24 protein-coding genes and 1 riboswitch are annotated in these 25328 nt (G+C 71.8%); of the genes, 8 read left to right on the forward strand and 16 right to left on the reverse strand.

The window, feature by feature from the left end:
- The first annotated feature begins 58 nt into the window (after positions 1 to 58).
- Entirely contained in the window at positions 59 to 1036 is a 978-nt protein-coding gene (locus tag OHS33_RS05870; RefSeq protein ID WP_330329310.1) for a DMT family transporter, read from the forward strand.
- A 78-nt stretch (positions 1037 to 1114) separates the two neighbouring features.
- Here the strand turns inward: OHS33_RS05870 and OHS33_RS05875 are convergent, their stop codons facing one another.
- On the reverse strand, positions 1115 to 2446 hold the full coding sequence (locus OHS33_RS05875) for an aminotransferase class I/II-fold pyridoxal phosphate-dependent enzyme (RefSeq protein WP_330329311.1): 1332 nt from the start codon (positions 2444 to 2446) through the stop codon (positions 1115 to 1117).
- Positions 2447 to 2483: 37 nt separating this feature from the next.
- Here OHS33_RS05875 and OHS33_RS05880 point away from each other — a divergent pair, with 37 nt between their 5' ends.
- Entirely contained in the window at positions 2484 to 3173 is a 690-nt protein-coding gene (locus OHS33_RS05880) for a pyridoxamine 5'-phosphate oxidase family protein (RefSeq protein WP_330329312.1), read from the forward strand.
- Here OHS33_RS05880 and OHS33_RS05885 read toward each other — a convergent pair.
- Entirely contained in the window at positions 3155 to 4153 is a 999-nt protein-coding gene (locus OHS33_RS05885; protein ID WP_330329313.1) for a DMT family transporter, read from the reverse strand. The genes OHS33_RS05880 and OHS33_RS05885 overlap by 19 nt on opposite strands.
- A gap of 160 nt (positions 4154 to 4313) precedes the next feature.
- Positions 4314 to 5399: an EamA family transporter gene (locus tag OHS33_RS05890; RefSeq protein ID WP_330329314.1), complete on the reverse strand. Its 1086-nt coding sequence runs from the start codon at positions 5397 to 5399 to the stop codon at positions 4314 to 4316.
- A gap of 139 nt (positions 5400 to 5538) precedes the next feature.
- Here OHS33_RS05890 and OHS33_RS05895 point away from each other — a divergent pair, with 139 nt between their 5' ends.
- Positions 5539 to 5967, forward strand: a complete 429-nt coding sequence (locus tag OHS33_RS05895; RefSeq protein ID WP_330329315.1) for a type II toxin-antitoxin system Rv0910 family toxin — start codon at positions 5539 to 5541, stop codon at positions 5965 to 5967.
- Positions 5968 to 6060: 93 nt separating this feature from the next.
- On the opposite strand, the gene OHS33_RS05900 is transcribed toward OHS33_RS05895, so the two are convergent.
- Positions 6061 to 6675, reverse strand: coding sequence for a PadR family transcriptional regulator (locus OHS33_RS05900; RefSeq protein WP_330329316.1), 615 nt, complete (start codon positions 6673 to 6675; stop codon positions 6061 to 6063).
- A gap of 158 nt (positions 6676 to 6833) precedes the next feature.
- Between OHS33_RS05900 and OHS33_RS05905 the strand changes: the two genes are divergently transcribed.
- Together OHS33_RS05905 and OHS33_RS05910 are read left to right on the forward strand one after the other, a co-directional pair.
- Positions 6834 to 7187 carry a hypothetical protein gene (locus OHS33_RS05905; RefSeq protein WP_330329317.1) on the forward strand — a complete coding sequence of 118 codons (354 nt, stop codon included), beginning with the start codon at positions 6834 to 6836 and terminating at the stop codon, positions 7185 to 7187.
- A gap of 77 nt (positions 7188 to 7264) precedes the next feature.
- Positions 7265 to 8095 (forward strand): PhzF family phenazine biosynthesis protein, encoded by an 831-nt coding sequence (locus tag OHS33_RS05910; RefSeq protein ID WP_330329318.1) that lies wholly within the window; start codon positions 7265 to 7267, stop codon positions 8093 to 8095.
- 17 nt (positions 8096 to 8112) lie between these two features.
- Here the strand turns inward: OHS33_RS05910 and OHS33_RS05915 are convergent, their stop codons facing one another.
- Positions 8113 to 8910 (reverse strand): CPBP family intramembrane glutamic endopeptidase, encoded by a 798-nt coding sequence (locus tag OHS33_RS05915; protein ID WP_330329319.1) that lies wholly within the window; start codon positions 8908 to 8910, stop codon positions 8113 to 8115.
- Between the two features lie 87 nt (positions 8911 to 8997).
- The gene (locus OHS33_RS05920; protein WP_330329320.1) at positions 8998 to 10533 is read right to left on the reverse strand and encodes a glutamate-cysteine ligase family protein; all 1536 of its coding nucleotides are present in this window, start codon (positions 10531 to 10533) and stop codon (positions 8998 to 9000) included.
- A 495-nt stretch (positions 10534 to 11028) separates the two neighbouring features.
- Between OHS33_RS05920 and OHS33_RS05925 the strand changes: the two genes are divergently transcribed.
- A complete protein-coding gene (locus OHS33_RS05925; RefSeq protein ID WP_330329321.1) occupies positions 11029 to 11664 on the forward strand; it encodes a hypothetical protein in 636 nt (211 codons plus the stop codon).
- A 298-nt stretch (positions 11665 to 11962) separates the two neighbouring features.
- Positions 11963 to 12169: a DUF5999 family protein gene (locus tag OHS33_RS05930; RefSeq protein ID WP_330329322.1), complete on the forward strand. Its 207-nt coding sequence runs from the start codon at positions 11963 to 11965 to the stop codon at positions 12167 to 12169.
- 97 nt (positions 12170 to 12266) lie between these two features.
- On the opposite strand, the gene gcvP is transcribed toward OHS33_RS05930, so the two are convergent.
- Positions 12267 to 15152: an aminomethyl-transferring glycine dehydrogenase gene (gene gcvP / locus OHS33_RS05935; RefSeq protein WP_330329323.1), complete on the reverse strand. Its 2886-nt coding sequence runs from the start codon at positions 15150 to 15152 to the stop codon at positions 12267 to 12269.
- Between the two features lie 198 nt (positions 15153 to 15350).
- A riboswitch (glycine riboswitch) is annotated at positions 15351 to 15449 on the reverse strand.
- 114 nt (positions 15450 to 15563) lie between these two features.
- Here gcvP and OHS33_RS05940 point away from each other — a divergent pair.
- Entirely contained in the window at positions 15564 to 15962 is a 399-nt protein-coding gene (locus tag OHS33_RS05940) for a PRC-barrel domain-containing protein (protein ID WP_330329324.1), read from the forward strand.
- On the opposite strand, the gene OHS33_RS05945 is transcribed toward OHS33_RS05940, so the two are convergent.
- From OHS33_RS05945 to OHS33_RS05985, 9 genes are all read right to left on the reverse strand, one after another.
- Entirely contained in the window at positions 15959 to 17392 is a 1434-nt protein-coding gene (locus OHS33_RS05945) for a DNA polymerase IV (protein WP_330329325.1), read from the reverse strand. The two genes, OHS33_RS05940 and OHS33_RS05945, sit on opposite strands and share 4 nt — an antisense overlap.
- Positions 17393 to 17508: 116 nt before the next feature.
- On the reverse strand, positions 17509 to 18150 hold the full coding sequence (locus OHS33_RS05950; protein WP_330329326.1) for a MerR family transcriptional regulator: 642 nt from the start codon (positions 18148 to 18150) through the stop codon (positions 17509 to 17511).
- Positions 18151 to 18330: 180 nt separating this feature from the next.
- Positions 18331 to 18804, reverse strand: a complete 474-nt coding sequence (locus OHS33_RS05955; RefSeq protein ID WP_283461037.1) for a bifunctional nuclease family protein — start codon at positions 18802 to 18804, stop codon at positions 18331 to 18333.
- 52 nt (positions 18805 to 18856) lie between these two features.
- Positions 18857 to 19624, reverse strand: a complete 768-nt coding sequence (gene ftsR / locus OHS33_RS05960; protein ID WP_330329327.1) for a transcriptional regulator FtsR — start codon at positions 19622 to 19624, stop codon at positions 18857 to 18859.
- A gap of 45 nt (positions 19625 to 19669) precedes the next feature.
- Positions 19670 to 20611: an FHA domain-containing protein gene (locus OHS33_RS05965; protein WP_330334923.1), complete on the reverse strand. Its 942-nt coding sequence runs from the start codon at positions 20609 to 20611 to the stop codon at positions 19670 to 19672.
- Between the two features lie 82 nt (positions 20612 to 20693).
- Positions 20694 to 21482 carry a DUF881 domain-containing protein gene (locus OHS33_RS05970; RefSeq protein ID WP_330329328.1) on the reverse strand — a complete coding sequence of 263 codons (789 nt, stop codon included), beginning with the start codon at positions 21480 to 21482 and terminating at the stop codon, positions 20694 to 20696.
- 4 nt (positions 21483 to 21486) lie between these two features.
- A complete protein-coding gene (locus tag OHS33_RS05975; protein ID WP_125651314.1) occupies positions 21487 to 21819 on the reverse strand; it encodes a small basic family protein in 333 nt (110 codons plus the stop codon).
- Positions 21816 to 22721: a DUF881 domain-containing protein gene (locus OHS33_RS05980; protein WP_330334924.1), complete on the reverse strand. Its 906-nt coding sequence runs from the start codon at positions 22719 to 22721 to the stop codon at positions 21816 to 21818. Before OHS33_RS05980 ends, OHS33_RS05975 begins: the two co-directional genes overlap by 4 nt.
- Before the next feature lie 87 nt (positions 22722 to 22808).
- Positions 22809 to 25304, reverse strand: coding sequence for a mannose-1-phosphate guanyltransferase (locus OHS33_RS05985; protein WP_330329329.1), 2496 nt, complete (start codon positions 25302 to 25304; stop codon positions 22809 to 22811).
- Positions 25305 to 25328 lie beyond the last annotated feature (24 nt).

The raw sequence follows: 25328 nt of genomic DNA on the forward strand, positions 1-25328 counted from the left end.
CGTCACCCCAAATAACTCTCGCTTGTCCTACGACGTCGTACGCAGCACAGTGATCCTCATGAGCACATCAGCACCCGCCCGCCCGGCCCTCGCCACCACCGCACCCGCCACCACCGCACCCGCCCCTTCCGCCCCCGGCACCGCCCGCCCCGCCCTCGACTGGCGGATCCGCTTCGCGGTGCTCTCCGTGGTCTGGGGGTTCAGCTTCCTGTTCGTCAAGGTGGGCACCGAGGCGTACGCCCCCTTACACGTCTCCCTGGGCCGGGTCTTCTTCGGCGCGCTCACCCTCGTCACCGTGCTGCTCGTGCGGCGCGAGCCGCTCCCCCGCGGCCTGCGGACCTGGGCCCACCTGTCGGTGGCGGCGCTGCTGCTCAACAGCGTCCCCTTCTCCCTCTTCGCCTACGCCGAGCTGACCATCCCGTCCAGCCTCGCGGGCATCTGCAACGCGACCTCCCCCCTGTGGGGCATGGCGCTCTCCCTGGTCGCCCTGTCCGAGGACCGGCCGACCCGCCGCCGCTTCGCGGGCCTCGGCCTCGGTTTCCTCGGGGTGCTGACCGTCCTCGGCACCTGGCAGGGCTTCGCGGGAGTCGACGCGAAGGGCACCGCGCTCGCCCTGCTGGCCGCGCTCTGCTACCCGATCGGCTGGATCTACGTACGCCGCACCCTGGCCGGCACCCCGGGCTCCCCGGTCGCCCTGACCGCCGCCCAGCTGATCCTCTCCACCCTCCAACTGGCGGCGGTGAGCGCCGCGTTCACCAGCGCGCCGACCTCCTTCCCGCTGTGGCCGACGCTCTCGGTCCTCGCACTGGGGGCGCTCGGGACGGGGATGGCCCTGCAGATGCAGTACCGCCTGGTCGCCGAGATCGGCCCGACCACGGCCCAGATGGTCACGTACTTCATCCCCGTCATCGCCACCACGGCGGGCGTCCTGGTGCTCGGCGAGCAACTGCACTGGAACACCCCGGTGGGCGCGGCGATCGTCCTCGCGGGCGCCGCCCTGAGCCAGACCCGGCCGGGCGCACGGAAGCCGGCCTGACGGCCAGACCCGCCCCGCCCCGCCCGCACCTCATCGCCCGCCGACCGGCCGGGGCCCGTACCACCGGGCCCCGGCCCGTCAGTCGTAGCGGGCCCCCGGCGCCGGGCGGACCGCCGCCGCCACCGCGTCCGCCAGCGCCGGGATCTCCGCCGGGGACACCGGCGACACGGTGATCCGCACGCCGGGTCCGCTGTCCACCCGGAAGCGCGCCCCCGGGGCCACCGCCCAGCCCGCCGCGAGGAGCCGGGTCACCGCCCCGGTCTCGTCCGTCACCGGCACCCACACGTTCATCCCGCTGCGGCCGTACGCCCGTACGCCCCGCTCGCGCAGCGCCGCCACCAGCGCGTCCCGCCGCTCCCCGTAGGCCCGGGCGGTCGCGGCCGGGTCCACGGCCCCCGAGGTCCACAGGTCGATGACGGCGTACTGGAGCAGCCGGCTCACCCAGCCCGGGCCCAGCCGCTGGCGGCCCAGCACCCGGTCCACGGTCACCGCGTCCCCCGTCAGCACCGCGAGCCGCAGGTCCGGCCCGTACGCCTTGGCGGTGGAGCGCACCAGCGCCCAGTGCCGGGTGACCCCGCCCAGGGATTCGAGCGGCAGGTCGACGATGCCGTGGCCGTGGTCGTCGTCGATGACGAGGACGTGCGGGTGGCGGGCCAGCAGCGCCCGGAGCGCGGCCGCCCGCCCTGAACTGACCGCCGCACCGGTGGGGTTCTGCGCCCGCGCCGTCACCACCAGCGCCCGGGCCCCCTCCGCGAGGGCCCGTTCGACGGCCCCCGGCAGCGGCCCTTCGTCATCGACCGCGACCGGTGCGATCCGCAGCCCGAGCGCGGGGACGAGGTCCAGCACGCTGCCCCAGCCCGGGTCCTCGACCGCCACCGCGTCGCCGGGGCGCAGGTGGGCCGACAGCACCCGTTCGATCGCGTCCAGCGCGCCCGAGGTCAGTCCGACGGGCCCGGCCGGCACCCCGTCGGCGTCGAGCCCGGCCCGGGCGAGCCGGGCCAGTTCGGGCACGACGGGGTCGTCCCCGTACCGGGTGGGCGCCTGCGCGTACCGCAGGGCGGCCGCCGCCAGCGCGCCCGTCAGCTCGGGCAGCACGGCGGGATCGGGGTTGCCGCTGGCCACGTCCCGGCCGCCGGGCGGCACCGCCACCCGCAGGCCGTCCCGCGGGGTGCTGGCGGGGCGGGCCCGCACCCGGCTGCCGCGCCGCCCGTCGGTCTCGATGACCCCGCGCTCGCGCAGGGTGCGGTAGGCGGCGGCCACGGTGTTCGGGTTGACCCCGAGCGCGCCCGCCAGTTCCCGCATCGGCGGCAGCAGGGCGCCGGGCGCCAGCTCCCCCGAGCCCACGCCCGCTTCGACGCTGGCGGCGATCTCCGATGCGCGACTTCCGACGATCATGTATTCTCCTAGCACAAAGAACAGTATGCACTAGTGCAATGGAGTCCGCATCATGACCGCCGCGCCCGCCGCTTCCCAGACCCCCGCGACCGACGCATACGAGCCCACCGACCTCACCGTCCCGTCCCGCTCGCGCGACCGCGCGCGCTACGACCGCGAGACGGTGCACGCGATACTCGACGAGGGCTACCTCTGCCACCTCGGGTTCATCCGCGACGGCGCTCCGGTGGTCCTGCCGACCCTCTACGGCCGGATCGGCGAGGCCCTCTACATCCACGGTTCCACCGGTTCGCGCCCGCTGCTCGCCGCGGGCAAGGCCGACCCGGGCCTGCCCGTGTGCGTCACGGTCACCCACCTCGACGGGCTGGTGCTCGCCAAGTCGGCCTTCCACCACTCGATGAACTACCGCTCGGTCGTGGTGCACGGCACGGCGTACGAGGTCACCGACGAGGCCGAGCGCCGCGCGGCCCTCGACGCCCTCGTCGACCAGGTGGTGGCGGGCCGCGCGGCGGACTCCCGCCCGGCCGACGCCAAGGAGCTGGCGGCCACCGCCGTCATCCGCCTCGACCTCGAACAGGTCTCGGCGAAGCTGCGCACCGGCGGCCCGAACGACGAGGCCCGCGACCTGGACCTGCCGTTCTGGTCCGGCGTGGTCCCGGTCGCGCGGACCTACGGCGCCCCCGTCCCGGCGGCCGACCTGGCCCCCGGGATCGACGTACCGGACTACATCACCGCGCTCTGAGCCGGTACGGGCCCCCCACCGGGCCCCTCGCCACCGCCTCCCGGGGCCCCGGCCCCGGAGGCGCCGTCCACCCCCGCCGGACGGCGGCCCTCCGCGACGATCAGCGCGAGGACCGCCGTCAGCAGGAGCACGGTGCCGAGCACCACCGGCCCGGTCAGCCGCTCCCCCAGCACCAGCACGGCGATCACGGCCGCGCTCACCGGTTCGATCAGCATGATCACGGACACGGTGGCGGCCCGTACCGCGGCCGCACCGGTGAAGTAGAGGACGTACGCGAGCGCCGTGGGCACCGTCGCGACGTACACCAGCAGCCAGAGCACCCGGACCGGCTGCGCGGTGTGCGGAACCAGCCCCTCCAGTGCCGCGAGCGGCAGCAGGCACACGGCTCCCACCAGCAGGGACCACGCGGTGGTGACGAGCGGATCCCCGCCCGCCCCGCGCCGCCCCAGCGCACGCGTCCGCAGGGTCATCGCCGCGTACCCGGCCGCCGACGCCAGCGCCCAGCCCACCCCGGCGGGCCGCACCTCGGCGCCCCCGCCGCCCAGCGTCAGGGCGGCCAGCCCGGCCAGCGCACCGCAGACGGCGGCCACCCCGCCCCGGCCGAGCCGCTCGCCCATCCAGTACCGCGCCCCGAGCGCGATCAGCACCGGCCCGGCGCCCAGCGTGACCACCGTCCCGACCGCGAGCCCGGTCTCGCGCACGGCCTCGAAGTAGGCGGCCTGGAACAGGGTGAAGAGCAGACCGGTGCCGATCAGCGAGCCCGCCCGGGGCCGCGGCGCGGACGGCGCGGACCGCGCGGTGCGGCGCCGGGGGCGGCGTACGGCCAGGGCCCCGAGCAGCAGCACCAGGGCGCCCGCGCAGCGCCAGAAGGACAGGGCCAGCGGACCGAGGTCACTGGCCAGGAAGAGGAGTGAGGCGGCCGCCCCGGCGGTGCCCCAGGCGGCTCCGGCGACGACGAGATACAGCAGATGCTTCGGCACGTGTGCTCCGCGTGACGTGAAGGATGAGGGAAAAGGTCATCGCTTCGCGGGCAGCACGGACCCGCCCGGTGACTCCGGGCGGAATTCGGTGGCGCAGAGGCGTGGCCGCCCGCGTCAGGCGGCGGGAGGCGGAAGCACGGTCGTCAGCATGATCGCGAGCCTAGCACCGCGGTCCCACGCCGTCGCCGGCCCAAGCCGTCGCGGCGGTCCGGTCCAGAGCACCGGGGTCCGGGGTGCCGGGGATCCCGGTCATCTGTCGGCCGGCCACCGCCGGGTCCGGGACCTCCTGGTCGGGAGCCTGCGAACCCGGGGCCTGCGAGTCCGGCGTCTGCGGACCCGGCGCCGCGGGCCGCGAGGTCTGCGCGATGAAGGCACCGCCCAGCACCAGCGCACCGCCGATGATCTGCGGGGTCGAGAGGTGTTCCCCGAGGAGCACCCAGGCCAGCACGGTGGCGACGACCGCCTCCAGGCAGGCCACCACGCCCGCCACCTGCGGCGACAGCATCCGCACCGACACCACGCCGGTCAGATAGGCGGCGACGGTGGCGATCAGCACCACCCAGCCGACGAGCACCAGCGCGGGCACGTGCAGATCCCCCACGGCGGCCTCCCGGCCCAGGACCGCCCACTCCATCTGCCAGGGCCGGGCGATCACGGTCATCAGCAGGGCGCCGATGATCATCCCGTACGCGATCACCCCGAACGGGTCGGGCGCGTCCTCGCGGTCCGCCCCCTGGTCGGCCAGCACGAAGTAGAAGGCCTGGCAGCACGCGGCGGCCACGCCGAGCAGCACCCCGAGCGGGTCCAGCCGCAGCCCGGCCCAGATCTCGACCACGCAGGCCAGGCCGACCACGGCCACCGCGGCCCCGGCGGCGGCCGCCCGGGTCACGGGCTTGCGCTGGACGAAGCGGATCCAGCCGAGCAGCAGCGCGGGGCCGAGGTACTCCAGCAGCAGGGCGACCCCGACCGGGATCCGGGACAGGGAGGCGAAGTAGAAGGCCTGCACCCCGGCGACGGCGACCAGACCGAAGCCGGCGAGCAGCGCGGGTTTGCGGAGCAGCAGTCCGCGGTGGCGCCAGGCCAGCGGGGACAGCACGAGCGCCGCCCCGGCCACCCTCAGCCAGACCACGTGCAGCGGGTCGAGACCCGCCTCGATCAGCGGCTTCGCCGCGACCCCCGAACCACCGAACGCGCACGCCGAGACGAGGGCGAGGCCCAGTCCGGCATTTCTCCCTGACGCTTGCATCGGCACATCATGACAGCCCTCGTCAGGACCGTCACGGGCATGACGCCTGTTGAGATTTCCTGACAGGTCGTCAGTCTTGAATGTTCCGCCCGCCGGGACTACGTTCCGCCGGACACAGCCGACGAGAAGGGGCGGTCCCATGGCCGAAGTCACCGCGGAATCACGCATCGAGGCCTCCGCCTCCGCGCTCTGGTCGCAACTCACCGACTGGGACGCGTACGGCGAGTGGAGCATGACCCACACCGGCTTCCCCAAGGGCGGCCCGGAGACCCTGGCCGTCGGATCCACCTTCGCCGAGAACATGAAGATGATGGGCTTCCCGGCCGAGGTCGTGTGGACCATCGAGGAACTGGAGACCGAGCGGGTCTTCGCCATCCGCGGCAAGGGCCCGATGGGCGTGATCGTCGGCACCCGCTACACCCTGATCCCCGACGGCGGGGCGACGACCGTGCGCATCGACGGAGACTTCCAGGGCGCGGCCGTCTCCCTCATGGCGGGCAAACTGAAGGACTCGGCGAGCGCCGCCCTGAACGAGTCCCTGCGCAAACTGGCCGCCCTGGTCGCCTGAGCCCCCGCCCGCACACGCCGGAGCGCCCCGCACGCCCCGACTCATGCGAGTCGTGACGTGCGGGGCGCTCGGCCGTGCCGCCCGCCGGACGGGTCAGTGCTCGTCGGCGAGGATCAGGTAGAGCTTCTTACGGGCCTCGTTGATGACCGCGACGGCCTTCTCCCGCTGCTCGGACGAGCCGGTCTTCCAGACCTGGCCGAAGGCTTCCATCAGGCCGAACCCGGCCGTACGGATCTCGTTCATCGCCTCGCGGTCGAACCCGCGCCCGGCCTCGTCCCAGGGGGCCGAAGAGCCCGCCTCGGCCTCGGTGCGCCCGGCGTCGGTGAGCGTGAACAGCTTCTTGCCGCCCTCGCTCACGCTGGTGATGAGCCCCTCGTCCTCAAGCATCTGCAGGGTCGGGTAGACCGAGCCGGGGCTGGGCTTCCAGGCCCCGCCGCTGCGCTCGCCGATCTCCTGGATCATCTCGTAGCCGTGCATCGGCCGGTCCACGAGCAGCGCCAGGATCGACGCCCTGACATCACCCCGCCGAGCCCGCCGGTGCGGCCCGCCGCGCCCGCCCCGTCCGCCGAAGGGCCCGCCGAACGGCGGCCCGAACGGACCGAAGGCGGCGCGCCGGCCTTCGAAGTCACCCTGACGGTCCGGCCCGCAGTGTCCGTGCCCACGACCGTGCTCGTGTCCGTGCCCGTGCTCATGTCCATGTGAACGCATGACCGCGCTCCTTTCGTCATTGCTTCCGCTGGTTTCTTGCTGTCGTTGTCCGACATCACAACCATCGCTGATCGTTCGCGACCTGTCAACGATATATCGGGAGTGTTCTTACGACTGTCGCCGATGGGGGCCCGCCGATGCCGGGATACGGTGCGGGCATGATCCCGGCACTGCCCTCCGACGTCGCCGACGCGCTCACCCTTCTCCTCGGCACGCAGGACGCGACGCACCTCGCGCTCCGCCGGCAGGTACCGCACCTGCGGGTGGCCGGGCGCTGCACCTGCGGCTGCGGTACCACGTACTTCGACCTGGACACGGACACCGTGATGGCGGCGCCGTCCCCCGCCGGCACCGTGGTGGCGGCCGAGGCCCAGGTCTACGACGCCGACGAGGCCTGCGTCGGGGAGGTCCTGGCCTTCGCCCGGAACGGATACCTGTCCTGGCTCGAGGTCTGCTCCTGGGACGACGGCCCGGCCACCCTGGCCGACGCACTGCGGATGCTGGACGCGTAGGCGCCCGGATGCCCGGGGTCCAGTGATCGCGGATTGGCCTTTGTCCGCGCGCGGCGGACCGGCCTACGGTCACGGGCATGCGCATCCGAATCGTCGACGCCTTCACCGACCGGCCCTTCCAGGGCAACCCCGCCGGAGTCCTGCTCCTGGACGGCGCCACGGGCTTCCCGCCCGACGCGTGGCTCCAGCGCGTGGCCGCGGAGGTCAACCTCTCCGAGACCGCCTTCGCGCACCCGCTGCCGCCCGGCGGTGAGGCCGACTGGGCGCTGCGCTGGTTCACCCCGACCGCCGAGGTCGACATGTGCGGCCACGCCACCCTCGCCACCGCGCACGTCCTGGCGGGCACCGGCCTGGCCGCGGGCCCGGTCCGGTTCGCCGCGCGCTGCGGGATCCTCACCACCGAGGCCGCCGCCGACGGGGCGGTGACCATGGACTTCCCGACCTCCTCGCTCACCCCGTACGAGCTGCCGGACGCCCTCGCCCTGGCCCTGGGCGGGGTGGAGATCCGCTCCGTCCACGACACCGCCGAGCACATCGGCGATCTGGTGGTCGAGCTGGCCGACGAGCGCGCGGTGCGCGAGCTGCGGCCGGACCTGGCGGTGCTCGCCGCCTACGCCAAGCGCGGGCTGATCGTCACCGCGGCCGCCGAGGACCCCGCCCGGGGGTACGACTTCGTCTCCCGCGGCTTCTTCCCCGCCGTGGGCGTGCCCGAGGATCCGGTCACCGGCAGCGCGCACACCGCGCTCGCCCCGTTCTGGGCCGCGCGGCTGGGCCGCACCGAGCTGACCGGCCTCCAGGGCTCGGCGCGCACCGGCCGGGTCACGGTCCGGCTCGCGGGGGACCGTACGTTCCTGACCGGGTACGCCGTCACGGTCATCGACGGCGAACTCCTCACCTCCGCCCCCTGACCGGGCCGCCCCGGCCGTCAGGGCGTGGGCAGCCAGCCGACCTTGCCCGCGAGCAGCGCGTATCCGCCGAAGGCCACGATGTCGAGCAGGGCGTGCGCGGCCACCAGCGGTCCGACCCGGCCCCAGCGCCGGTAGAGCAGGACGAAGACGACGCCCATCACCACGTTGCCGAGGAAGCCGCCGATGCCCTGGTAGAGGTGGTAGGAGCCGCGCAGCAGCGAACTGGCCGCCAGCGCGGCCATCGGCGACCAGCCCAGCCCGTCCAGCCTGCGCAGCAGGTAGGCCAGCACGATGACCTCCTCCACCACGGAGTTCTGCACCGCGGAGAGGATCAGTACGGGGAACTTCCACCACACCGCGGGCAGCGCCTCCGGCACCACCGTCAGGTTGAAGCCGGAGGCGCGGGCCGCCAGGTAGAAGGCGAGTCCCGCGCTGCCGATCCCGGCCGCGACGAGCACCCCGCGCCCCAGGTCCCAGCCCGGCCGGGTGCGGTCGAAGCCGAGCACCCGCAGCCCGGGCGCGCCCTCACGGGTGAGCAGATGCGCCACGAGGAGTACGGGGACCAGCGCGGTCGCGATCCCGAAGAGCTGCCAGGCCAGGTCGAGCCAGGGGCGGCCGGGCGCGTAGGAGCCGTTGAGCGTGGCGGCCTGGTCCTTCAGCCCGCCCGGTTTGGTGAGCGAGCCGATGAAGCTGATCAGCGCCGAGACCCCGCTCGCGCCCAGCGACAGGGCGAGGACCAGCAGCGTCTCGGTCCCGAGGACCCGCCGCCCGTCCTCGCGCGAGGCCTTGACCACCGGCTCCGGATCCGCCCGCACGCCTGACTCCGTTCCGCCAACCCGCCATCCCGCTCCGACCACCCCATACTGCCCGCTCGGCGGAGGAACGGGATCACCGGGCGGCCCTCAGCGCCCGGCGGTCAGCGCGGCGCTCACCTCCTCCTCCGGCAGCCCGGCGGGCCAGGTGTGCACAGGGTCCCCCTTGTGCATCAGCTCGGTGTAGCGGCGGGTGGTCGCCGCGAGCGCCGCCTCCCGCTCCAGCCCGGCCGCCAGGGCCCGGTGGTAGGTCTCCACCTGCCAGGTGGACCCGTTGGCGCGCCGGCGGCATCGCTCCTCGATGATCCCGAGGTAGTGGTCCCGGTCCGCGGGCTCGATCCCCCAGGCGTCCAGTCCGGCCGCTGCCATCGGCAGCAGCTCTTCGAGCACCAGCCGGACCGCCGGTACGCTCGCCAGTCCCCCGCCCCGGCCGCGGCGCGGCCAGCGCAGCCGCGCGTCGATCCCGTACCGGCAGGCCGCGTCGAAGTTGGCCTCCGCCTCCGCGAACGGCAGCCGGCTCCACACCGGGCGCTGTTCGTCGGCGAGGGTGCGCACGAGCCCGTAGTAGAAGGCCGCGTTGGCCACGACATCGGTGACGGTGGGCCCGGCGGGCAGCACCCGGTTCTCCACCCGCAGGTGCGGCACCCCGTCGGCCACCCCGTAGACGGGCCGGTTCCAGCGGTAGACGGTGCCGTTGTGCAGGACGAGTTCCTGGAGGCTGGGCACCCCGCCCTCATCGAGCACCCGCAGCGGCTCCTCCTCGTCGCAGATCGGCAGCAGGGCCGGGAAGTAGCGGACGTTCTCGGCGAACAGCTCGTACGCCGAATCGACCCAGCGCTCCCCGAACCAGGTCCGCGGGCGCACCCCCTGCGCCTGGAGTTCGGGCGGCCGGGTGTCGGTGGCCTGCTGGAAGAGCGGGGGCCGCGATTCCCGCCACAGCTCACGGCCGAAGAGGAACGGGGAGTTGGCGCCGACGGCTATCTGGACCGCCGCCACCGCCTGCGCCGCGTTCCACACGTCTCCGAACCGGGCCGGGGTCACCTGGAGGTGCAGCTGCACCGAGGTGCAGGCCGCCTCCGGGACGATCGACCCGGCGGTCCAGGTCAGCCGCTCCACCCCGTCGATGTCGAGGGCGAAGTCCTCCCCCCGCATCATCAGGATCTGCTCGTTCAGCAGCGAGTAACGGTCCACCGCGGAGAGGTTCGCGGCGACGAGGTCGCGGCGGGAGATCGTCGGCAGGATGCCGATCATCACCACCCCGGCATCGATCTCGGCGGCCTGCCGGTTGGCATAGGCGAGGCTCGCGCTGAGTTCCTCCGCGAGCTGGTCGAATACCCGGCCGTCGAGCCGGTGCGGAAGTATGTTGACCTCCAGGTTGAACATTCCGAGTTCGGTCTGGAAATCGGGGCTCGCAATACGCTCCAGTACCTGTGCATTCACCATTCTCGGCAACCCGTCGGAACCCGCGAGATTCAGCTCGATCTCCAGCCCCATCATGTTCTTGGGGCGATCGAACCTCTTCTCCGCCAGAAGTCGCTCCAGTCCCTCCAGGCACTCGTGAAGCTTCCTCCGATACCGTTGCCGATCGGACAGGTCGAATCCGCCTGCCACGACCTTCTCCCCCATCGAAGCGTCCCTCCACGAGTGGGCCTGGCCCGGTCCACCCAGGCGCGCGTTACGGTCGATGATGCCCCGGCCGGGTGATCGATAACGCGGCGGGGGCACGACTGGCGGACAGCGCGCGCCGGTTTGGCCGACAGGCGCCATGGCACATTCATCTGGCAAGGGACGTCCTGCAATGTCCGCGTCGACTTTTCCCTGTACGCAATACCGGCGCTTTCCAGCCGAGCACCCTTCGGGTAGCCTCCGAGGTCAGCGCGACATGTTCGCGTACGCGCAGCTCCAAATCCTCCGCAGTCGGACCGGTATGCGCCTTGCCGGCAATGGCCGGGACAGGTAGCCGAAACACTGCGTGAACACATGTCGTATAAACTCCGCAAACGAGGCAGAGAGTTGGCGCGCGGCCATTGCCCCTCAGCCCCCCTCTGGCCCCAGAATGCGACAGCGCCGTCCGCACCTGCCCCCGTTCTCCCAGGTCTCCCACATGAGAGGCGACCCACCATGCCGCTGCATGTCCCTCCGGCTCCCGCGCCCGCCCTGCGCAGCGTCCTCGCGGCACTCGGTTCCCCCACCGCCGTCCGCGAGGTGCTCACTCCGGCGCTGCGCGCCCTCCAGGGGCCACTGACCGCCGAACTCCCCCTGCCCGTCCACGTGCTGGACCGGCTGCAGTTCCTTCCCTCGGCGGCGGGCCGGCCGCCCCGCACCCGGCTCACCGGCTGGCGGTTCCTGATCCGCGGCGGCGACCGCTTCGTGGCCGCGGCGGACACCCGGCTGACGGCGGACGGCTGGGTCTTCTCCCACTTCTTCGAGGGACCTTACGTCGCCGCCACCGAACGCGCCCTGCGCCAGGCGGAATCCCTCGGCAAGAACTACCAGCCCCGGCTGCTGTCCGTACCGGAGCTGTACATGCTGACCCTGTGGCTGCACGAGGGGGTCGGCGCCGACCCCTCCGCCGGACTGCCCGCGGCCGCGGACCTGCTGGTGCCGCTGGCACCCGCCCCGCCCGGCATCGCCGCCTACCGCCCGCACCCCGTGTCGGAGCTGCTGCCGGTGCTGACCCACCGGCTCACTCCGCAGAACCGGCCGAGCCCCCAGGGTCCGCCGGTGCCGCCGTCGATGGCGGCGCCCGCGGCCTGAAAAGGGCCCCGGTACCACCCCGGTACTACCCCGGACGGCCACCTGGCCGGATCTGCCCATTCGGCCTAGCCCGCTCGGACCAGTTCCGAACCACCCGAAATGACAGGGGAGTTGACCTGAACCGCCCGCACGGGTGATGCGTCATCAATCTATGAGGACAGCTGCCGGAAATCCCTGCGGACGCCAGTCCGTAGGGCAACACTGGACCCTGACCACACCGAGATTGATACGGGGGGCGGCCATGAACCACGCATCGAGCCGCAGCACACAGACCACACCGCAGCGAAAGAACGTATCCATGTGCCAGCACCAGCCAGCCTGCCCGTCAGCCGAGTCAGCCGACCGGGAGGCCGCACATCCCGTGGCCAACCACCCGGAGCAGGGCTGGAGCCTGCTGTGCAACGGCGTCCTGCTCTTCGAGGACACCGGTGAGCTGCTGCCGGACGGCCAGATCATCGCTCCGCACCGCCCGCTCGCGGCGGCGCAGGTGATGAAGGCGGCCTAGGGAACCGTCGCAGGGCACGCGAAAAGGAACGGGAACGTGAAAGGGGCCGGTCCGGGAGACGCACTCCCGGACCGGCCCCTTTCACATCTCAGCCGTGTCAGTTGTCGTACTCGTCCAGCGGCGGGCAGGAGCAGACCAGGTTGCGGTCGCCGAAGGCGCCGTCGATCCGGCGGACCGGCGGCCAGTACTTCTCGGCGGCCGTGAGCCCGCCCGGGAAGACGGCCTCGTCACGGGTGTACGGGTGGTTCCACTCGCCGCCCAGTGCCGCCGCCGTGTGCGGGGCGTTGGCCAGCGGGTTGTCGTCCACCGGCCACTCGCCGCCCGCGACCCGCTCGATCTCGGCGCGGATCGCGATCATCGCGTCGCAGAACCGGTCGATCTCGGCGAGGTCCTCGGACTCGGTCGGCTCGATCATCAGCGTGCCGGCCACCGGGAAGGACATCGTCGGCGCGTGGAACCCGTAGTCGATCAGGCGCTTGGCGATGTCGTCGATGCTGACACCCGTGGCCTTGGACAGCGGGCGCATGTCGATGATGCACTCGTGCGCGACCAGGTTGCCCGGGCCGGTGTAGAGCACCGGGTAGTGCGGCTCCAGGCGCTTGGCGATGTAGTTGGCGCCGAGCACCGCCACCTGGGTGGCGCGCTTGAGGCCCTCGCCGCCCATCAGGCGCACGTACGACCACGAGATCGGCAGGATGCCGGCCGATCCCCACGGGGCGGCCGAGATCGGGCCGACGCCCGTCGCCGGACCGGCGGTCGGCTGCAGCGGGTGGTTGGGCAGGTACGGGGCCAGGTGCGCCCGGACACCGACCGGGCCGACGCCCGGGCCGCCGCCGCCGTGCGGGATGCAGAAGGTCTTGTGCAGGTTCAGGTGCGAGACGTCGCCGCCGAAGTGACCCGGCTTGGCCAGGCCCACCAGGGCGTTGAGGTTGGCGCCGTCCACGTAGACCTGGCCGCCCGCGTCGTGCACCTGTGCGCAGATGTCGGCGACGTGCTCTTCGAACACACCGTGCGTGGACGGGTAGGTGATCATCAGCACGGCGAGTTCGTCGCGGTACTGCTCGATCTTGGCGCGCAGGTCGGCGGCGTCGACCTCGCCGTCGTCCGCCGTCTTCACGACGACGACCTTCATGCCGGCCATCACGGCGCTGGCCGCGTTGGTGCCGTGCGCGGAGGACGGGATCAGGCAGATGGTGCGCTGCTCGTTGCCGTTCGCCCGGTGGTACGCCCGTACGGCGAGGAGTCCGGCCAGCTCGCCCTGGGATCCGGCGTTGGGCTGGATGGACACCTTGTCGTAGCCGGTGACCTCGCAGAGACGTTCCTCCAGCTCGGTGATGAGCGTGAGGTAGCCCGCGGCCTGCTCGACCGGAGCGAAGGGGTGCAACTGGCCGAACTCGGGCCAGGTGACCGACTCCATCTCGGTGGTCGCGTTGAGCTTCATGGTGCAGGAGCCCAGCGGGATCATGCCGCGGTCCAGCGCGTAGTCCTTGTCCGAGAGCTTGCGCAGGTAGCGCAGCATCGCGGTCTCGGAGCGGTGCTGGTGGAAGACCGGGTGGCTCAGGTAGGCGTCCGAGCGCAGCAGCCCCTCGGGCAGCGCGTCGGCGGTGACCTCGTCCAGCGCCTCGATGTCCGCGGTGACGCCGAAGGCGGCCCACACGGCATCGATGTCGGCGCGCAGCGTCGTCTCGTCGCAGGAGACGGAGACGTGGTCGGCGTCGACCCGGTAGAGGTTGACCCCGGCCGCGCGGGCGGCGGCCACGACCCCGTCGGCCTTGCCGGGCACCCGCGCGGTGACGGTGTCGAAGTACGAGCCGTGGACCAGCTCGACCCCGCCGGCCGTCAGGCCCGCGGCGAGCAGGGCGGCGTAGCGGTGGGTGCGGCGGGCGATCGTCCGCAGGCCGTCGGGGCCGTGGTAGACCGCGTACATCGCGGCCATGACGGCGAGCAGCACCTGCGCGGTACAGATGTTGCTGGTGGCCTTCTCGCGGCGGATGTGCTGCTCGCGGGTCTGCAGGGCGAGGCGGTAGGCCTTGTTCCCGTCGGCGTCGACGGAGACGCCGACCAGGCGGCCGGGCAGCGAGCGGGCGTGCTTCTCCTGGACCGCCATGTAACCGGCGTGCGGACCGCCGAAGCCCATCGGGACGCCGAAGCGCTGGGTGGTGCCGATGGCGATGTCCGCGCCGAGGGCGCCCGGGGAGGTGAGCAGGGTCAGGGCCAGCAGGTCGGCGGCGACGGTGACGATCGCGCCCAGGCCGTGCGCCTGGTCGATGACCGGCTTGATCTCGCGGACCGCGCCGGAGGCGCCCGGGTACTGGAGGAGCACGCCGAAGACGCCGCGCTCGGCGATCTCGGCCGGGATGCCCCCGGACAGGTCGGCGACCACGACCTCGACCCCGGTGGGCTCGGCGCGCGTCTGGATCACCGCGATCGTCTGCGGCAGCGTGTCCGCGTCGATGAGGAAGACCCCGCCCTTGACCTTGCCCACGCGGCGGGCGAGCTGCATGGCCTCGGCAGCCGCGGTCCCCTCGTCGAGGAGGGAGGCGCCGGAGGTCGGCAGTCCGGTCAGGTCGGCGACGACCGTCTGGAAGTTCAGCAGGGCTTCGAGGCGCCCCTGCGAGATCTCCGGCTGGTACGGCGTGTACGCCGTGTACCAGGCCGGGTTCTCCATGACGTTGCGCAGGATCACCGGCGGCGTGAAGGTGCCGTAGTAACCGAGGCCGATCATCGGGGTCAGGACCTGGTTGCGGTCCGCGAGCTGGCGCAGCTCGGCGAGGACCTCGGCCTCGGTGCGGGCCCCGGGGAGGTTCAGCGCTTCGGCGCTCTTGATGACGTCCGGCACCGCGGCGGCGGTCAGGTCGTCCAGGGAGCCGTAGCCCACCTGGGCCAGCATCTTCGCCTGCGCCTCGGCATCCGGGCCGATGTGGCGCTGCTCGAAGGGGATGCCTCGCTCCAGCTGGTGGAGCGGAATGCGGTTGGCGGTCATGTACGGAGGCCTCCTGGTCGTACGACCTGCGAGGGGTACCACGGCGCGGGCACCCGGACGGCCTCCCCCTCTGTCATCACAACCTGAGAGCTTCACCGGGCCGCCCGAGGATCGCTCGCGAGGTCCGGCTTTCACCGTCGGTGAGGAGGGGGACCGGCACTGTGCGCCCGGTACCCGCCCCTGCTTTCCAGAGTGGCCTCACCACGTGCGGTACGTATGCCTGAGAGATTCCGGGGAGGATTTGCTCCTTCGGCGCCTCCGTCGAACTCACTCGGAGGACTCTCCCGCACAGGGTCAACAGCCGTTCCCCAGCCTACCAGCGAGGATCTGGGCCCTCCCTCGAGTGGCCCCCTCTCCGGAAATGCACTTTTGTAGTCATTACGGAGGAGTTGCGACCATAAGGAGGCGACCGTGCAGACCGAGATCGATCCGCGCAGCCTGATCGGCCGCAAGGCGTTCGACCGCAATGGAACCAAGATCGGCACCGTGGACGAGGTCTACCTCGACGATGCCACGGGCGTCCCGGAATGGGCCGCCGTACGGACCGGACTCTTCAGCCGGGACGCGTTCGTCCCCCTGGAACCCAGCGAGATGGTGGGCGACACCCTGCGGGTTCCCTTCGAACGCTCCCTGATCAAAGACGCCCCCGACTTCGGGGTCGGCCGCCACCTCTCACCGGAACAGGAGCTCCAGCTCTACCACCACTACGGCCTCGACGTGACCTTGCCGAGTGACTTCCACCACGGTGACCTCGGCCGCGACCGGGACCGCGACCGCGACTTCGGCCGCCTCGCCGGCGAGGAGACCTAGTCCGTCCCTCCTCCCGCGTCATCTTCGGCATGTTCCCCGACCAGCGGCAGCGGATCGGACGGCTCCAGCTCGGGGTCGTCCACCCGGAAGGTGCGCACCCGGCCCGGAGCCGATCCGGGCCGCTCGAAGCGGACGGTGACCCTCCCCACCCCGCTGCCCTGGACCCAGCCCGGCCCGTACTCCCCGTGCCGTACGTCGGTCCCCGCCGGCCATCTCCGCTCCTGCGCGGGTTCGGCCCCGGCCGATGACTCCGCCATCCCCTCCGGCTCGGCCGGTACGGGCTCCCCCGCGGCCCCGTCGGCCCCCTCGGCCCCGCCCCCCTCGTCCAGACCCTCCGCCGCCTCGGCCCGGGCCTCGGCTTCGGCCTGGGCGAACAGGTCCTCCTGCGTGTAGTCCGCCAGCCCCGACACCCCCACGCCCAGCAGCCGCACCCCGCCCGTGGTGTCGACCCCCTCCAGCAGCCGCGCCGCCGCCTCCCGCACCACCGCGGGATCGTCCGTCGGCCCCCGCAGGGTCTCCGAGCGGGTCAGCGTGGAGAAGTCGTAGCGGCGCACCTTGAGCACGATCGTCCGCCCGGAGTGCCCGGACGCCCGCAGCCGCCCCACGCACCGCTCCGCGAGCCGCTGCACCTCGCCCCGGATCCGGACCCGGTCGTGCAGGTCCACGTCGAAGGTGTCCTCGACCGACACGGACTTCGCGTCCCGCTCCGCCACCACCGGCCGGTCGTCCAGCCCCAGCGCCATCCGGTACAGCGCCACCCCGTGCGCCCGCCCGGTCATCCGGACCAGCTCGTCCTCACCGGCCTCGGCCAGCTCGCCCACGGTGGTGATCCCGGCCCGGCGCAGGTGCTCCCCCGTGGCGGGCCCCACCCCGGGCAGGGTCCGCACCGACATGGGCGCCAGCAGCTCCCGCTCGGTCCCGGGCTCGATCAGCAGCAGCCCGTCCGGCTTGGCGGCCTCCGAGGCCACCTTGGCCAGCATCTTGGACCCGGCCAGCCCCACGGAGGCGCTGAGCCCCGTCGCCGCCCGGATCTCCTCCCGCAGCCGCTCCCCCGCCGCGCGCGCTCCGGCCGAGTCGAAGGCGGCCTCACCGGCCTCCAGGTCCACGAAGGCCTCGTCCAGGCTGAGCGGCTCCACCAGCGGCGACAGCGCGCGCAGCCGCGCCATCACGAGGTCGCTGACCGCCCGGTACAGGGTGAAGCGCGGAATCAGATAGGCGCCGTTCGGGCAGAGCCGCCGGGCCTGGGCGGTGGGCATCGCCGAATGCACCCCGAACCGGCGCGCCTCGTACGAGGCGGTCGCGACCACCCCGCGCGGACCGAGCCCGCCGACGATCACCGCTTTCCCGCGCAGGCTCGGCTTCGCCGCCTGCTCCACGGAGGCGTAGAAGGCGTCCATGTCCAGATGCAGGATGGTCGGCGCGGCTCTCACGCCCCCGATGCTGCCCTACGCCACTGACAACGCCCCCGGAGCGCGTCCGGCGCGCCCCGTCGGGACGTCCGGAGCGCCCGGGGGCGGTCCTGGTGGCGCGGCCGGTCGTGCGGCGGTCAGCCGGCCCGGTTGCGGCGCGCGGCCAGTTCGTCGGCCGGGTTGTGCCCGACCAGCGTCTCGCCGGTCTCGACCCGCTCGCCGTGCAGCTGGGACAGCGCCTTCTCCACGTCCCGCCAGACGACGCCGACGGCGATCCCGAAGATGCCCTGACCCCCCTGGAGCAGGCCCACGACCTCGTCCGGGGAGGTGCACTCGTAGACGGTCGCGCCGTCGCTCATGAGCGTCATCCGCTCCAGGTCGCGAAAGCCCCGGTCACGCAGGTGCTGGACGGTGGTGCGGATGTTCTGGAGCGCCACCCCGGTGTCCAGGAAGCGCTTGACGATCTTCAGGACCACCACGTCCCGGAAGCTGTACAGCCGCTGTGTGCCGGACCCGCCCGCCGCGCGCACGCTGGGCTCGACGAGCCCGGTCCGCGCCCAGTAGTCGAGCTGCCGGTAGGTGATGCCCGCGGCGGCGCACGCCGTGGGCCCGCGGTAGCCGATCTCCCCGGCCGTCGGCTCGCCGCCGCCTTCCGGGCCGCGTTGCACGGCTTCCGGCTGACGGCGCGCGGGACCCACCGCACCGCCGTGCAGCGGGTACGGTCCGCCCTCACTCCGTGCGGGGATGCCCCCGGTCGTACCGTCGCCCGTGATCCTCACGCCGACCCTCCGTCCTTGACCTGCCACCTTGAAGGTAGGCAGTCACCCGGGGTGCGTCAACGATCGCCACACTCGGCACGCCGAGTGATAATCACCCTGAGAGTGGTTTCCCGTATCCCTTTGCGGGGAAAGGCTACTCGAATGGGCTGACAATCCCTTGAGGACGACTCGGCCGACACCTCACTGATTGCTGCTGCCGAAGTCCTCCGGCGAGATCTGGTCGAGGAACTCGCGGAACTTCTCCACCTCGTCCTCCTGCTCGTCCGGAATCGCGATTCCGGCATCGTCCAGCACCCCGTCGCTCCCGTAGATCGGCGTCCCGGTGCGCAGGGCCAGCGCTATGGCGTCGGACGGCCTCGCGCTCACCTCGACCCCGCTGGCGAAGACGAGCTCCGCGTAAAAGACACCCTCCCGCAGATCCGTGATCCGGACCTCGGTGAGTTCCTCACCGATCGCCTCCAGCACGTCCTTGAACAGGTCGTGCGTCAGCGGCCGGGCAGGGGCCATCCCCTGCTGGGCGAAGGCAATGGCGGTAGCCTCCCCAGGACCGATCCAGATGGGGAGGTACCGATCGCCTCCCACTTCACGCAGGAGCACGATCGGTTGGTTGGAGGGCATTTCAACCCGGACACCCACAACGTCGAGCTCGTTCACACAGCAACCCTAGGACCTGCCCGGCCGGTTTGGGTAGTCGGGGCCCCTCGGATCAGTGCAGACGGACCCCGAGAGCGGTCTGTACGAGCGCCTCGTGGAGCCGTACGGAGATGCCCGCGAGCTCCTTCAGGGTGGCCTCGGCATGGGCCCGGGTCTGCGGATTGCGGTGCCGGCGCAGCGGTGCGACCACCTGCTCGACCAGCCCGGCCTCCCGGTCGGCGGCGGCCTTCATGGCCCGCAGGTGCCGCGGCTCCAGGCCGAACCGGCCCAGTTCCGCCACCAGCCTGGCCACGGTGACCGCCTCGGCGTCGTATCCGCCGTCCGGGGCCTGCGCGAGCAGCCCGTACGACTCCCACTCCACCAGCTGTACCTCGTCCACCTCGGCGGCGGCCAGCAGCTCGGCCCGGCCGATCCGCGCCACGGTGGGGCGGCTGCGGCCGATCTCGCCCAGGACGGCGGCGACCACGGCCGCCCCGGCCGTGTCCCCGTCAGCGGGCGCGGCGGGCGCGGGGATGTGGATCTGCTCGCCGCGCTCCAGCGCGTCGAGCTGGTCCTTGATGACCTTCAGCGGCAGGTAGTGATCGCGCTGCAGCCGCAGGACGCGGGCGAGGCGCTCGACGTCGTCGGGACTGAACTTGCGGTACCCGGAAGGTGTGCGCCGGGGCTCGACCAGCCCCTCCGCCTCAAGGAACCGGATCTTGGAAATCGTGACTTCGGGAAACTCGTCGCGCAGCAAGGTGAGCACCGTGCCGATGCTCACCAGCCGCCCGCCCGAGCCGGCGGTGCCGTGACCGGCACCGCCCGTCGAGGTACGCAGCATGGACCTTCCCTGTGGTCCCCCCGGGGCGGCGCCCGGGGGGAACGGTCAGATGCCCCGCTGGCTCGCGTAGAAGACCAGCCGGTACTTGCCGATCTGGACCTCGTCGCCGTTGTGCAGGACGACCGAGTCGATCGGCTCACGGTTGACGTACGTGCCGTTGAGACTGCCCACGTCGGAGACGGTGAAGAGACCGTCCTGGCCCCTGCGGAAGTCGACGTGCCGCCGGGAGACGGTGACGTCGTCCAGGAAGATGTCGCTCTGCGGGTGGCGGCCCGCCGTGGTCAGTTCGCCGTCCAGCAGGAAGCGGCTGCCCGAGTTCGGACCGCGCCGCACGATGAGCAGCGCGGAGCCCGGAGGCAGTGCTTCCACCGCGGCCTGGGCCTCGGGGGACAGCGAGGACGACACGTGCTGTCCGGACACCTCGGCCTCATAGGCCTCAAGGCCCGAGATCGAGATGGTGGACGTGGTCTCCGAAGCACGCTCCGGCGTCAGACCCGGCCGCAGCGGCGCCCCGCAGTTGGAGCAGAACCGGCTGGCCGCATCGCTGCGGTGGCCACACCTGCTGCAAACCTGCTCGGCCGACATGGACGGCTCCTCGCGCCGCGGGTGCCCCGCGGAGGCATTGGTGGCATACGGGTCGGGGTTAAACCCTCCACCCGTACTTGAGGTTGATGGTTCACCGAAACCTATGCGTCCGGAACCGGCAGGGTCAACAGCCGACGCGCCGTACGCGCCCGAATTGTCACCCGCTCCGGCAACCTCGTCGCGGAAGAGCGGCCGGTCGCCCTGCACCTCCGTGTCACCGTGCCCCGCACGGTGCTTGGGCGCACCGCTTTCCTCGCGGTTCTTCTTGCCGAACAACTTCTCAAACAACTTCACGGGCGATTCCCCTTGACCGAAACAGACCCGCCCGTGGGGCAGGACGAACTCCGAATACTCACACCTGCCGACCCGGACATTCTCACAACGTCCGTCACCACCAGACAGTTTCCACCACGCACCGCTTCTTCGGTGCGCCGACCCCCCGCAGGCATCCGCCCACGTGAGCCGCTCCACATCCCGCCCGGTCTCATGACGATGACGACCGAGCGTAGTCAGGCTGCTTCGCCACCCGCAAGGCGTCCACAACGATCTTCGTCGATCGGACGACGCCGGCGGTGGCCTGTTCCTTCTCCAGCGTCTGGATGACGCCACCGGGGATGTTGAGGGCCGGCTCCAGGTCCTGCGGCTTGCCGATCACCCTGAATTCATAGGGTTGTGTGATCTTCTTGCCGTCGATCGCGACCCCGCCGCCCTCGTCCGAGAAGTACGTGCTCGCCACGACGCGCACGCCGTTGATCTGGATGGCCTCGGCCCCGGCCGCCCGCAACTCCTGGATGGTGTCCAGCAGCTTGTCCGACTGCACCTGGCCCTTGGCGTCGGTGACCTTGAGCGTGATGCCCGGCCCCTGCGCTGCCACGGTACCCGCCAGAATGCCCAGTTGACGTTCCTTCTCCACCGTCTGCTTGCGTGCCTCGTCCGCCTGGTTGGAGCTGGACTCCAGCTCCTTGCGCTGGTCCACCAGCTTCTGCTTCTCGTCCTCCAGGCGCTTGGTGCGCCCGTCCAGCTCGTCGAGGATGCGCACCAGGTCCTCCTGGCGCGCCCCGCGCAGTGCACTGGAGTCGCTGTTGTGGCGCACCTGGATGGCGAGCCCCAGCCCGAGGACGAACAGCAGCAGCGCGACGATCAGTTGGGCCCGGCTCACCCGCGGCGGCCAGAGCCCCGCGGCGAGCCGCTGGCGCCCCGTCTGTCCCTCAGACGCCGGTTCGGCCTTCGCCGGTTCCACGGGCTCGCTCGGAGTGTTCTCGTCCGTACTCATCGCCTCACGCCCGGAAGACGTGCCGGCGGATGGCCGCGGCGTTGGAGAAGATCCGGATGCCGAGCACCACGACGACGCCGGTGGACAGCTGCGCGCCGACGCCCAGCTTGTCGCCGAGGAAGACGATGAGCGCCGCGACCACCACGTTGGACAGGAACGACACCACGAAGACCTTGTCCACGAAGATGCCGTCCAGCATCGCGCGCAGACCGCCGAACACGGCGTCGAGCGCCGCCACCACGGCGATCGGCAGATACGGCTCGACGACGGCCGGCACCTCGGGCCGGACCAGAAGTCCGGCCACCACTCCGGCCACCAGGCCCAGTACCGCGATCACGATGCACCCTTCTTCGTATCTGCTGCTGTGGCTGTGCGTACGGTCAGGCTCGACGCGGCCGGCAGCCGTACCTCGTTCTCGGCGGACAGGGTGTACCGGATCCCGTAGCTCTGCTGGAGCACGTGCAGGTACTGTCCGTCCACGCTGTCCTGGAATTCCGTGTTCAGCCGCTTCTTGTCGCCCACCGCGAGGACCTCGTACGGCGGCACCAGCGGCTTGTTGTCGACCAGTATCGCGTCACCCGCGGCCCGGATCGCCGACAGCGCCGTCAGCCGCTGCCCGTTGATCGACACGGCCTCGGCTCCGGCCTGCCAGAGGCCGTTGACGATCCGCTGCATGTCCCGGTCGCGCAACCGGCCGGTGTCCGAGAAGCCCGCGCTCTCCCGCGGCCCGTTGCCGTTGCCCGTGGAGGCACCCTTGGCATCGTCCACCGTCAGCTTGATGCCGGGCCCGCGGACCTCGGTCGCGCCGGACAGCAGCGCCAACAGCTCGCCCTGGTCACCACCGTGCTGCTTGAGGGCCGCGCGCTGGCGGCCCGCGACGTCGGCGCGCAGCCGCTCGATGTCCTTCTCCAGGCCGCCCGCGTGGTCGTCGGCCCGCTGGACGCGGGAGATCAGCTCTTCCCGCTCCTTGGCCAGTACCGGAGCCGCTATGCGTGCCTGCGCGGCACCCAGCGTGACGACCATGGCGGCGAGCACGAGCCCGGCGGCCAGCGCCAGTTTGGCCTTGAGGGTGCGCGGCAGACCCGACGTGCCCTCCGTCTCGCGCCGGGCCGCCGCTTCCGCATAGCCCTCGTCGAGACTGTGGTCCATCACGTGCGTCAGCAGCGACATGGAGGCGTCCGGGCGCACCGGCGGTTTCGCCGAACTCCGGTTGTTGGGCGGCTGCGACATGCCGCACATCGTCGCATGTCGCACCGGCCGACACCGAATGCTGCCGCCCGCCGGGCCGGGAACCACGCTCCGTGGCCCCGGCCCGGGGGACTTCGGTCAGTTCCCGGCGCCGTCCAGGACGCCCGCCCACTCCTCCAGCAGGGCCTGCGCGGACGCGTCGTCGGGACCTTCGGCCCACAGGTGCGTCACGGCCTCCGCGGGGTCCGGCAGTACGAGCGCCCAGCGCCCGTCCGCCTCGACCACGCGCACCCCGTCGGTCGTGTCCACCTGCCGGTCCCCGGCGGCTTCCACGACCCGCCGCATGACCAGGCCCTTGACCGCCCACGGCGTGGGCACGTCCCGCTTGAGGACGTGCGCCCGCGGGATCCGCGCGTCGATCTGGCTCAGCGTGAGCTGCGTCCGCGCCACCAGCCCGATCAGCCGGACGAAGGCCGCCGACCCGTCGAAGACGCTGCTGAACTCCGGGACGATGTACCCGCCCCGGCCGTCCCCGCCGAAGATGGTGGTCTCCGCCCGGCCCACCCGGGTCAGGTCGTCCGGCGAGGTCGTCGTCCACTCCACCTGCGTGCCGTGGTACGCCGCCACCTGCTCGGCGATCCGGGTCGTGGTCACCGGCAGCGCCACCCGGCCACTGCGCCGCTCCGCGGCGACCAGGTCCAGCAGCACCAGCAGCGCCCGGTCATCCTCGATGATCCGGCCCCGCTCGTCCACGAGCGAGATCCGCTCGCCGACCGGGTCGAACCGCACCCCGAAGGCCGCCCGCGACGAGGCCACGATCTCCCCGAGCCGCACCAGCCCGGCCCGCCGGGACTCCGTGGTCTCGGTCGGCCGGGATTCGTCGAGCCCGGGATTGACGGTGAGCGCGTCCACGCCCAGCCGGCCCAGCAGGCTGGGCAGCACGAGCCCGGCACTGCCGTTGGCCGCGTCCACGACCACCTTGAGCCCGGAGTCCGCGACCCCGGAGGTGTCCACGTGCCGGAGCAGGGAGCCGGTGTAGGAGTCGAAGACGCTCGACGGGAACTGCAGGTCACCGATCTCGCCGGGGAACGCACGCCGGTACTCCTGGCGCGCGTAGACCCGGTCGAGCTTGCGCTGCTGGCCCTGCGAGAGGTCCGCGCCCCGCTCGTCGAGGAAGATGATGTCCACGGAGTCCGGCACGCCGGGCGAGGTCCGCAGCATGATCCCGCCCGCACTGCCGCGCGCGGTCTGCTGCCGCGCGACCGGCAGCGGTACGTTCTCCAGGTCCCGTACGTCGATGGCGCTGGCTTGCAGCGCGGAGATCATCGCCCGTTTCAGCGCACGCGCGCCACGGGAGTGGTCACGGGCGGTGGTGACCATCGCCCCCTTCTTCAGCGTGGTCGCATAGGCACCGGCGAGCCGGACGCAGAGCTCGGGGGTGATCTCCACGTTCAGGATCCCGGAGACGCCGCGCGCGCCGAAGAGGTGCGCCTGGCCGCGCGACTCCCAGATGACCGAGGTGTTGACGAAGGCGCCCGCTTCGATCGTCTTGAACGGGTAGACCCGCACATTGCCCTGGACGATCGATTCCTCGCCGATCAGGCACTCGTCGCCGATGACCGCGCCGTCCTCGATCCGGGCGGCCCGCATGATGTCCGTGTTCTTGCCGATGACACAGCCGCGGAGGTTGCTGTGCGGCCCGATGTACACGTTGTCGTGGATCACGGCCTTGTGCAGGAAGGCACCGGTCTTGACGACCACGTTCGAGCCGATGACCGTGTGCTCACGGATCTCGACCCCGGCCTCGACCTTGGCGTAGTCCCCGATGTACAGCGGCCCGCGCAGCACCGCGTCCGGGCTCACCTCGGCGCCTTCGGCGATCCACACTCCGGGCGAGATCTCGAAGCCGTCCATCTCGACCTGGACCTTGCCCTCCAGGACATCGGCCTGGGCCTTGACGTAACTCTCGTGGGTGCCGACGTCCTCCCAGTAGCCCTCGGCGATGTAGCCGTAGATGGGCCGGCCTTCCTTCATCAGCTGCGGGAAGACATCGCCGGACCAGTCGACCGGAACGTCCGGGGCCACGTAGTCGAAGACTTCGGGCTCCATCACGTAGATACCGGTGTTGACGGTGTCCGAGAACACCTGCCCCCAGGTCGGCTTCTCCAGGAAGCGCTCGACCTTCCCTTCCTCGTCCACGATGGTGATGCCGAATTCCAGCGGATTCGGCACCCGGGTCAGGCACACCGTGACGAGTGCGCCCTTCTCCTTGTGGAAGTTGATGAGATCGGTGAGGTTGAAGTCGGTGAGCGCATCGCCGGAGATCACCACGAAGGCATCGTCCTTGAGTGCCTCCTCGGCGTTCTTCACGCTGCCGGCGGTCCCGAGTGGCTTCTCCTCATTGGCATAGGTCAGCTCCATGCCCAGTTCCTCGCCGTCACCGAAATAGTTCCTGACGAGTGAAGCCAGGAACTGCACGGTGACCACGGTCTCGCTGAGACCATGCCGCTTGAGCAGCCTGAGCACGTGCTCCATGATCGGCCGGTTAACCACCGGCAGGAGCGGCTTGGGCATGCTTGAGGTCATGGGGCGAAGGCGTGTGCCCTCACCACCGGCCATCACGACGGCCTTCATGTCGGAAGAGTCCTCCTTGAGAGA

The sequence above is a fragment of the Streptomyces sp. NBC_00536 genome (genome assembly GCF_036346295.1).
GTDB lineage: Bacteria > Actinomycetota > Actinomycetes > Streptomycetales > Streptomycetaceae > Streptomyces.

Coding starts and splice junctions, on each gene's coding strand:
- OHS33_RS05970 (WP_330329328.1), bottom strand. CDS start 21,482: ATGAGTACGGACGAGAACACTCCGAGCGAGCCCGTGGAACCGGCGAAG.
- OHS33_RS05930 (WP_330329322.1), top strand. CDS start 11,963: ATGTGCCAGCACCAGCCAGCCTGCCCGTCAGCCGAGTCAGCCGACCGG.
- OHS33_RS05890 (WP_330329314.1), bottom strand. CDS start 5,399: ATGCAAGCGTCAGGGAGAAATGCCGGACTGGGCCTCGCCCTCGTCTCG.
- gcvP (WP_330329323.1), bottom strand. CDS start 15,152: ATGACCGCCAACCGCATTCCGCTCCACCAGCTGGAGCGAGGCATCCCC.
- OHS33_RS05980 (WP_330334924.1), bottom strand. CDS start 22,721: ATGTGCGGCATGTCGCAGCCGCCCAACAACCGGAGTTCGGCGAAACCG.
- OHS33_RS05870 (WP_330329310.1), top strand. CDS start 59: ATGAGCACATCAGCACCCGCCCGCCCGGCCCTCGCCACCACCGCACCC.
- OHS33_RS05985 (WP_330329329.1), bottom strand. CDS start 25,304: ATGAAGGCCGTCGTGATGGCCGGTGGTGAGGGCACACGCCTTCGCCCC.
- OHS33_RS05900 (WP_330329316.1), bottom strand. CDS start 6,675: ATGCGTTCACATGGACATGAGCACGGGCACGGACACGAGCACGGTCGT.
- OHS33_RS05910 (WP_330329318.1), top strand. CDS start 7,265: ATGCGCATCCGAATCGTCGACGCCTTCACCGACCGGCCCTTCCAGGGC.
- OHS33_RS05925 (WP_330329321.1), top strand. CDS start 11,029: ATGCCGCTGCATGTCCCTCCGGCTCCCGCGCCCGCCCTGCGCAGCGTC.
- OHS33_RS05920 (WP_330329320.1), bottom strand. CDS start 10,533: ATGGGGGAGAAGGTCGTGGCAGGCGGATTCGACCTGTCCGATCGGCAA.
- ftsR (WP_330329327.1), bottom strand. CDS start 19,624: ATGCTGCGTACCTCGACGGGCGGTGCCGGTCACGGCACCGCCGGCTCG.
- OHS33_RS05905 (WP_330329317.1), top strand. CDS start 6,834: ATGATCCCGGCACTGCCCTCCGACGTCGCCGACGCGCTCACCCTTCTC.
- OHS33_RS05895 (WP_330329315.1), top strand. CDS start 5,539: ATGGCCGAAGTCACCGCGGAATCACGCATCGAGGCCTCCGCCTCCGCG.
- OHS33_RS05880 (WP_330329312.1), top strand. CDS start 2,484: ATGACCGCCGCGCCCGCCGCTTCCCAGACCCCCGCGACCGACGCATAC.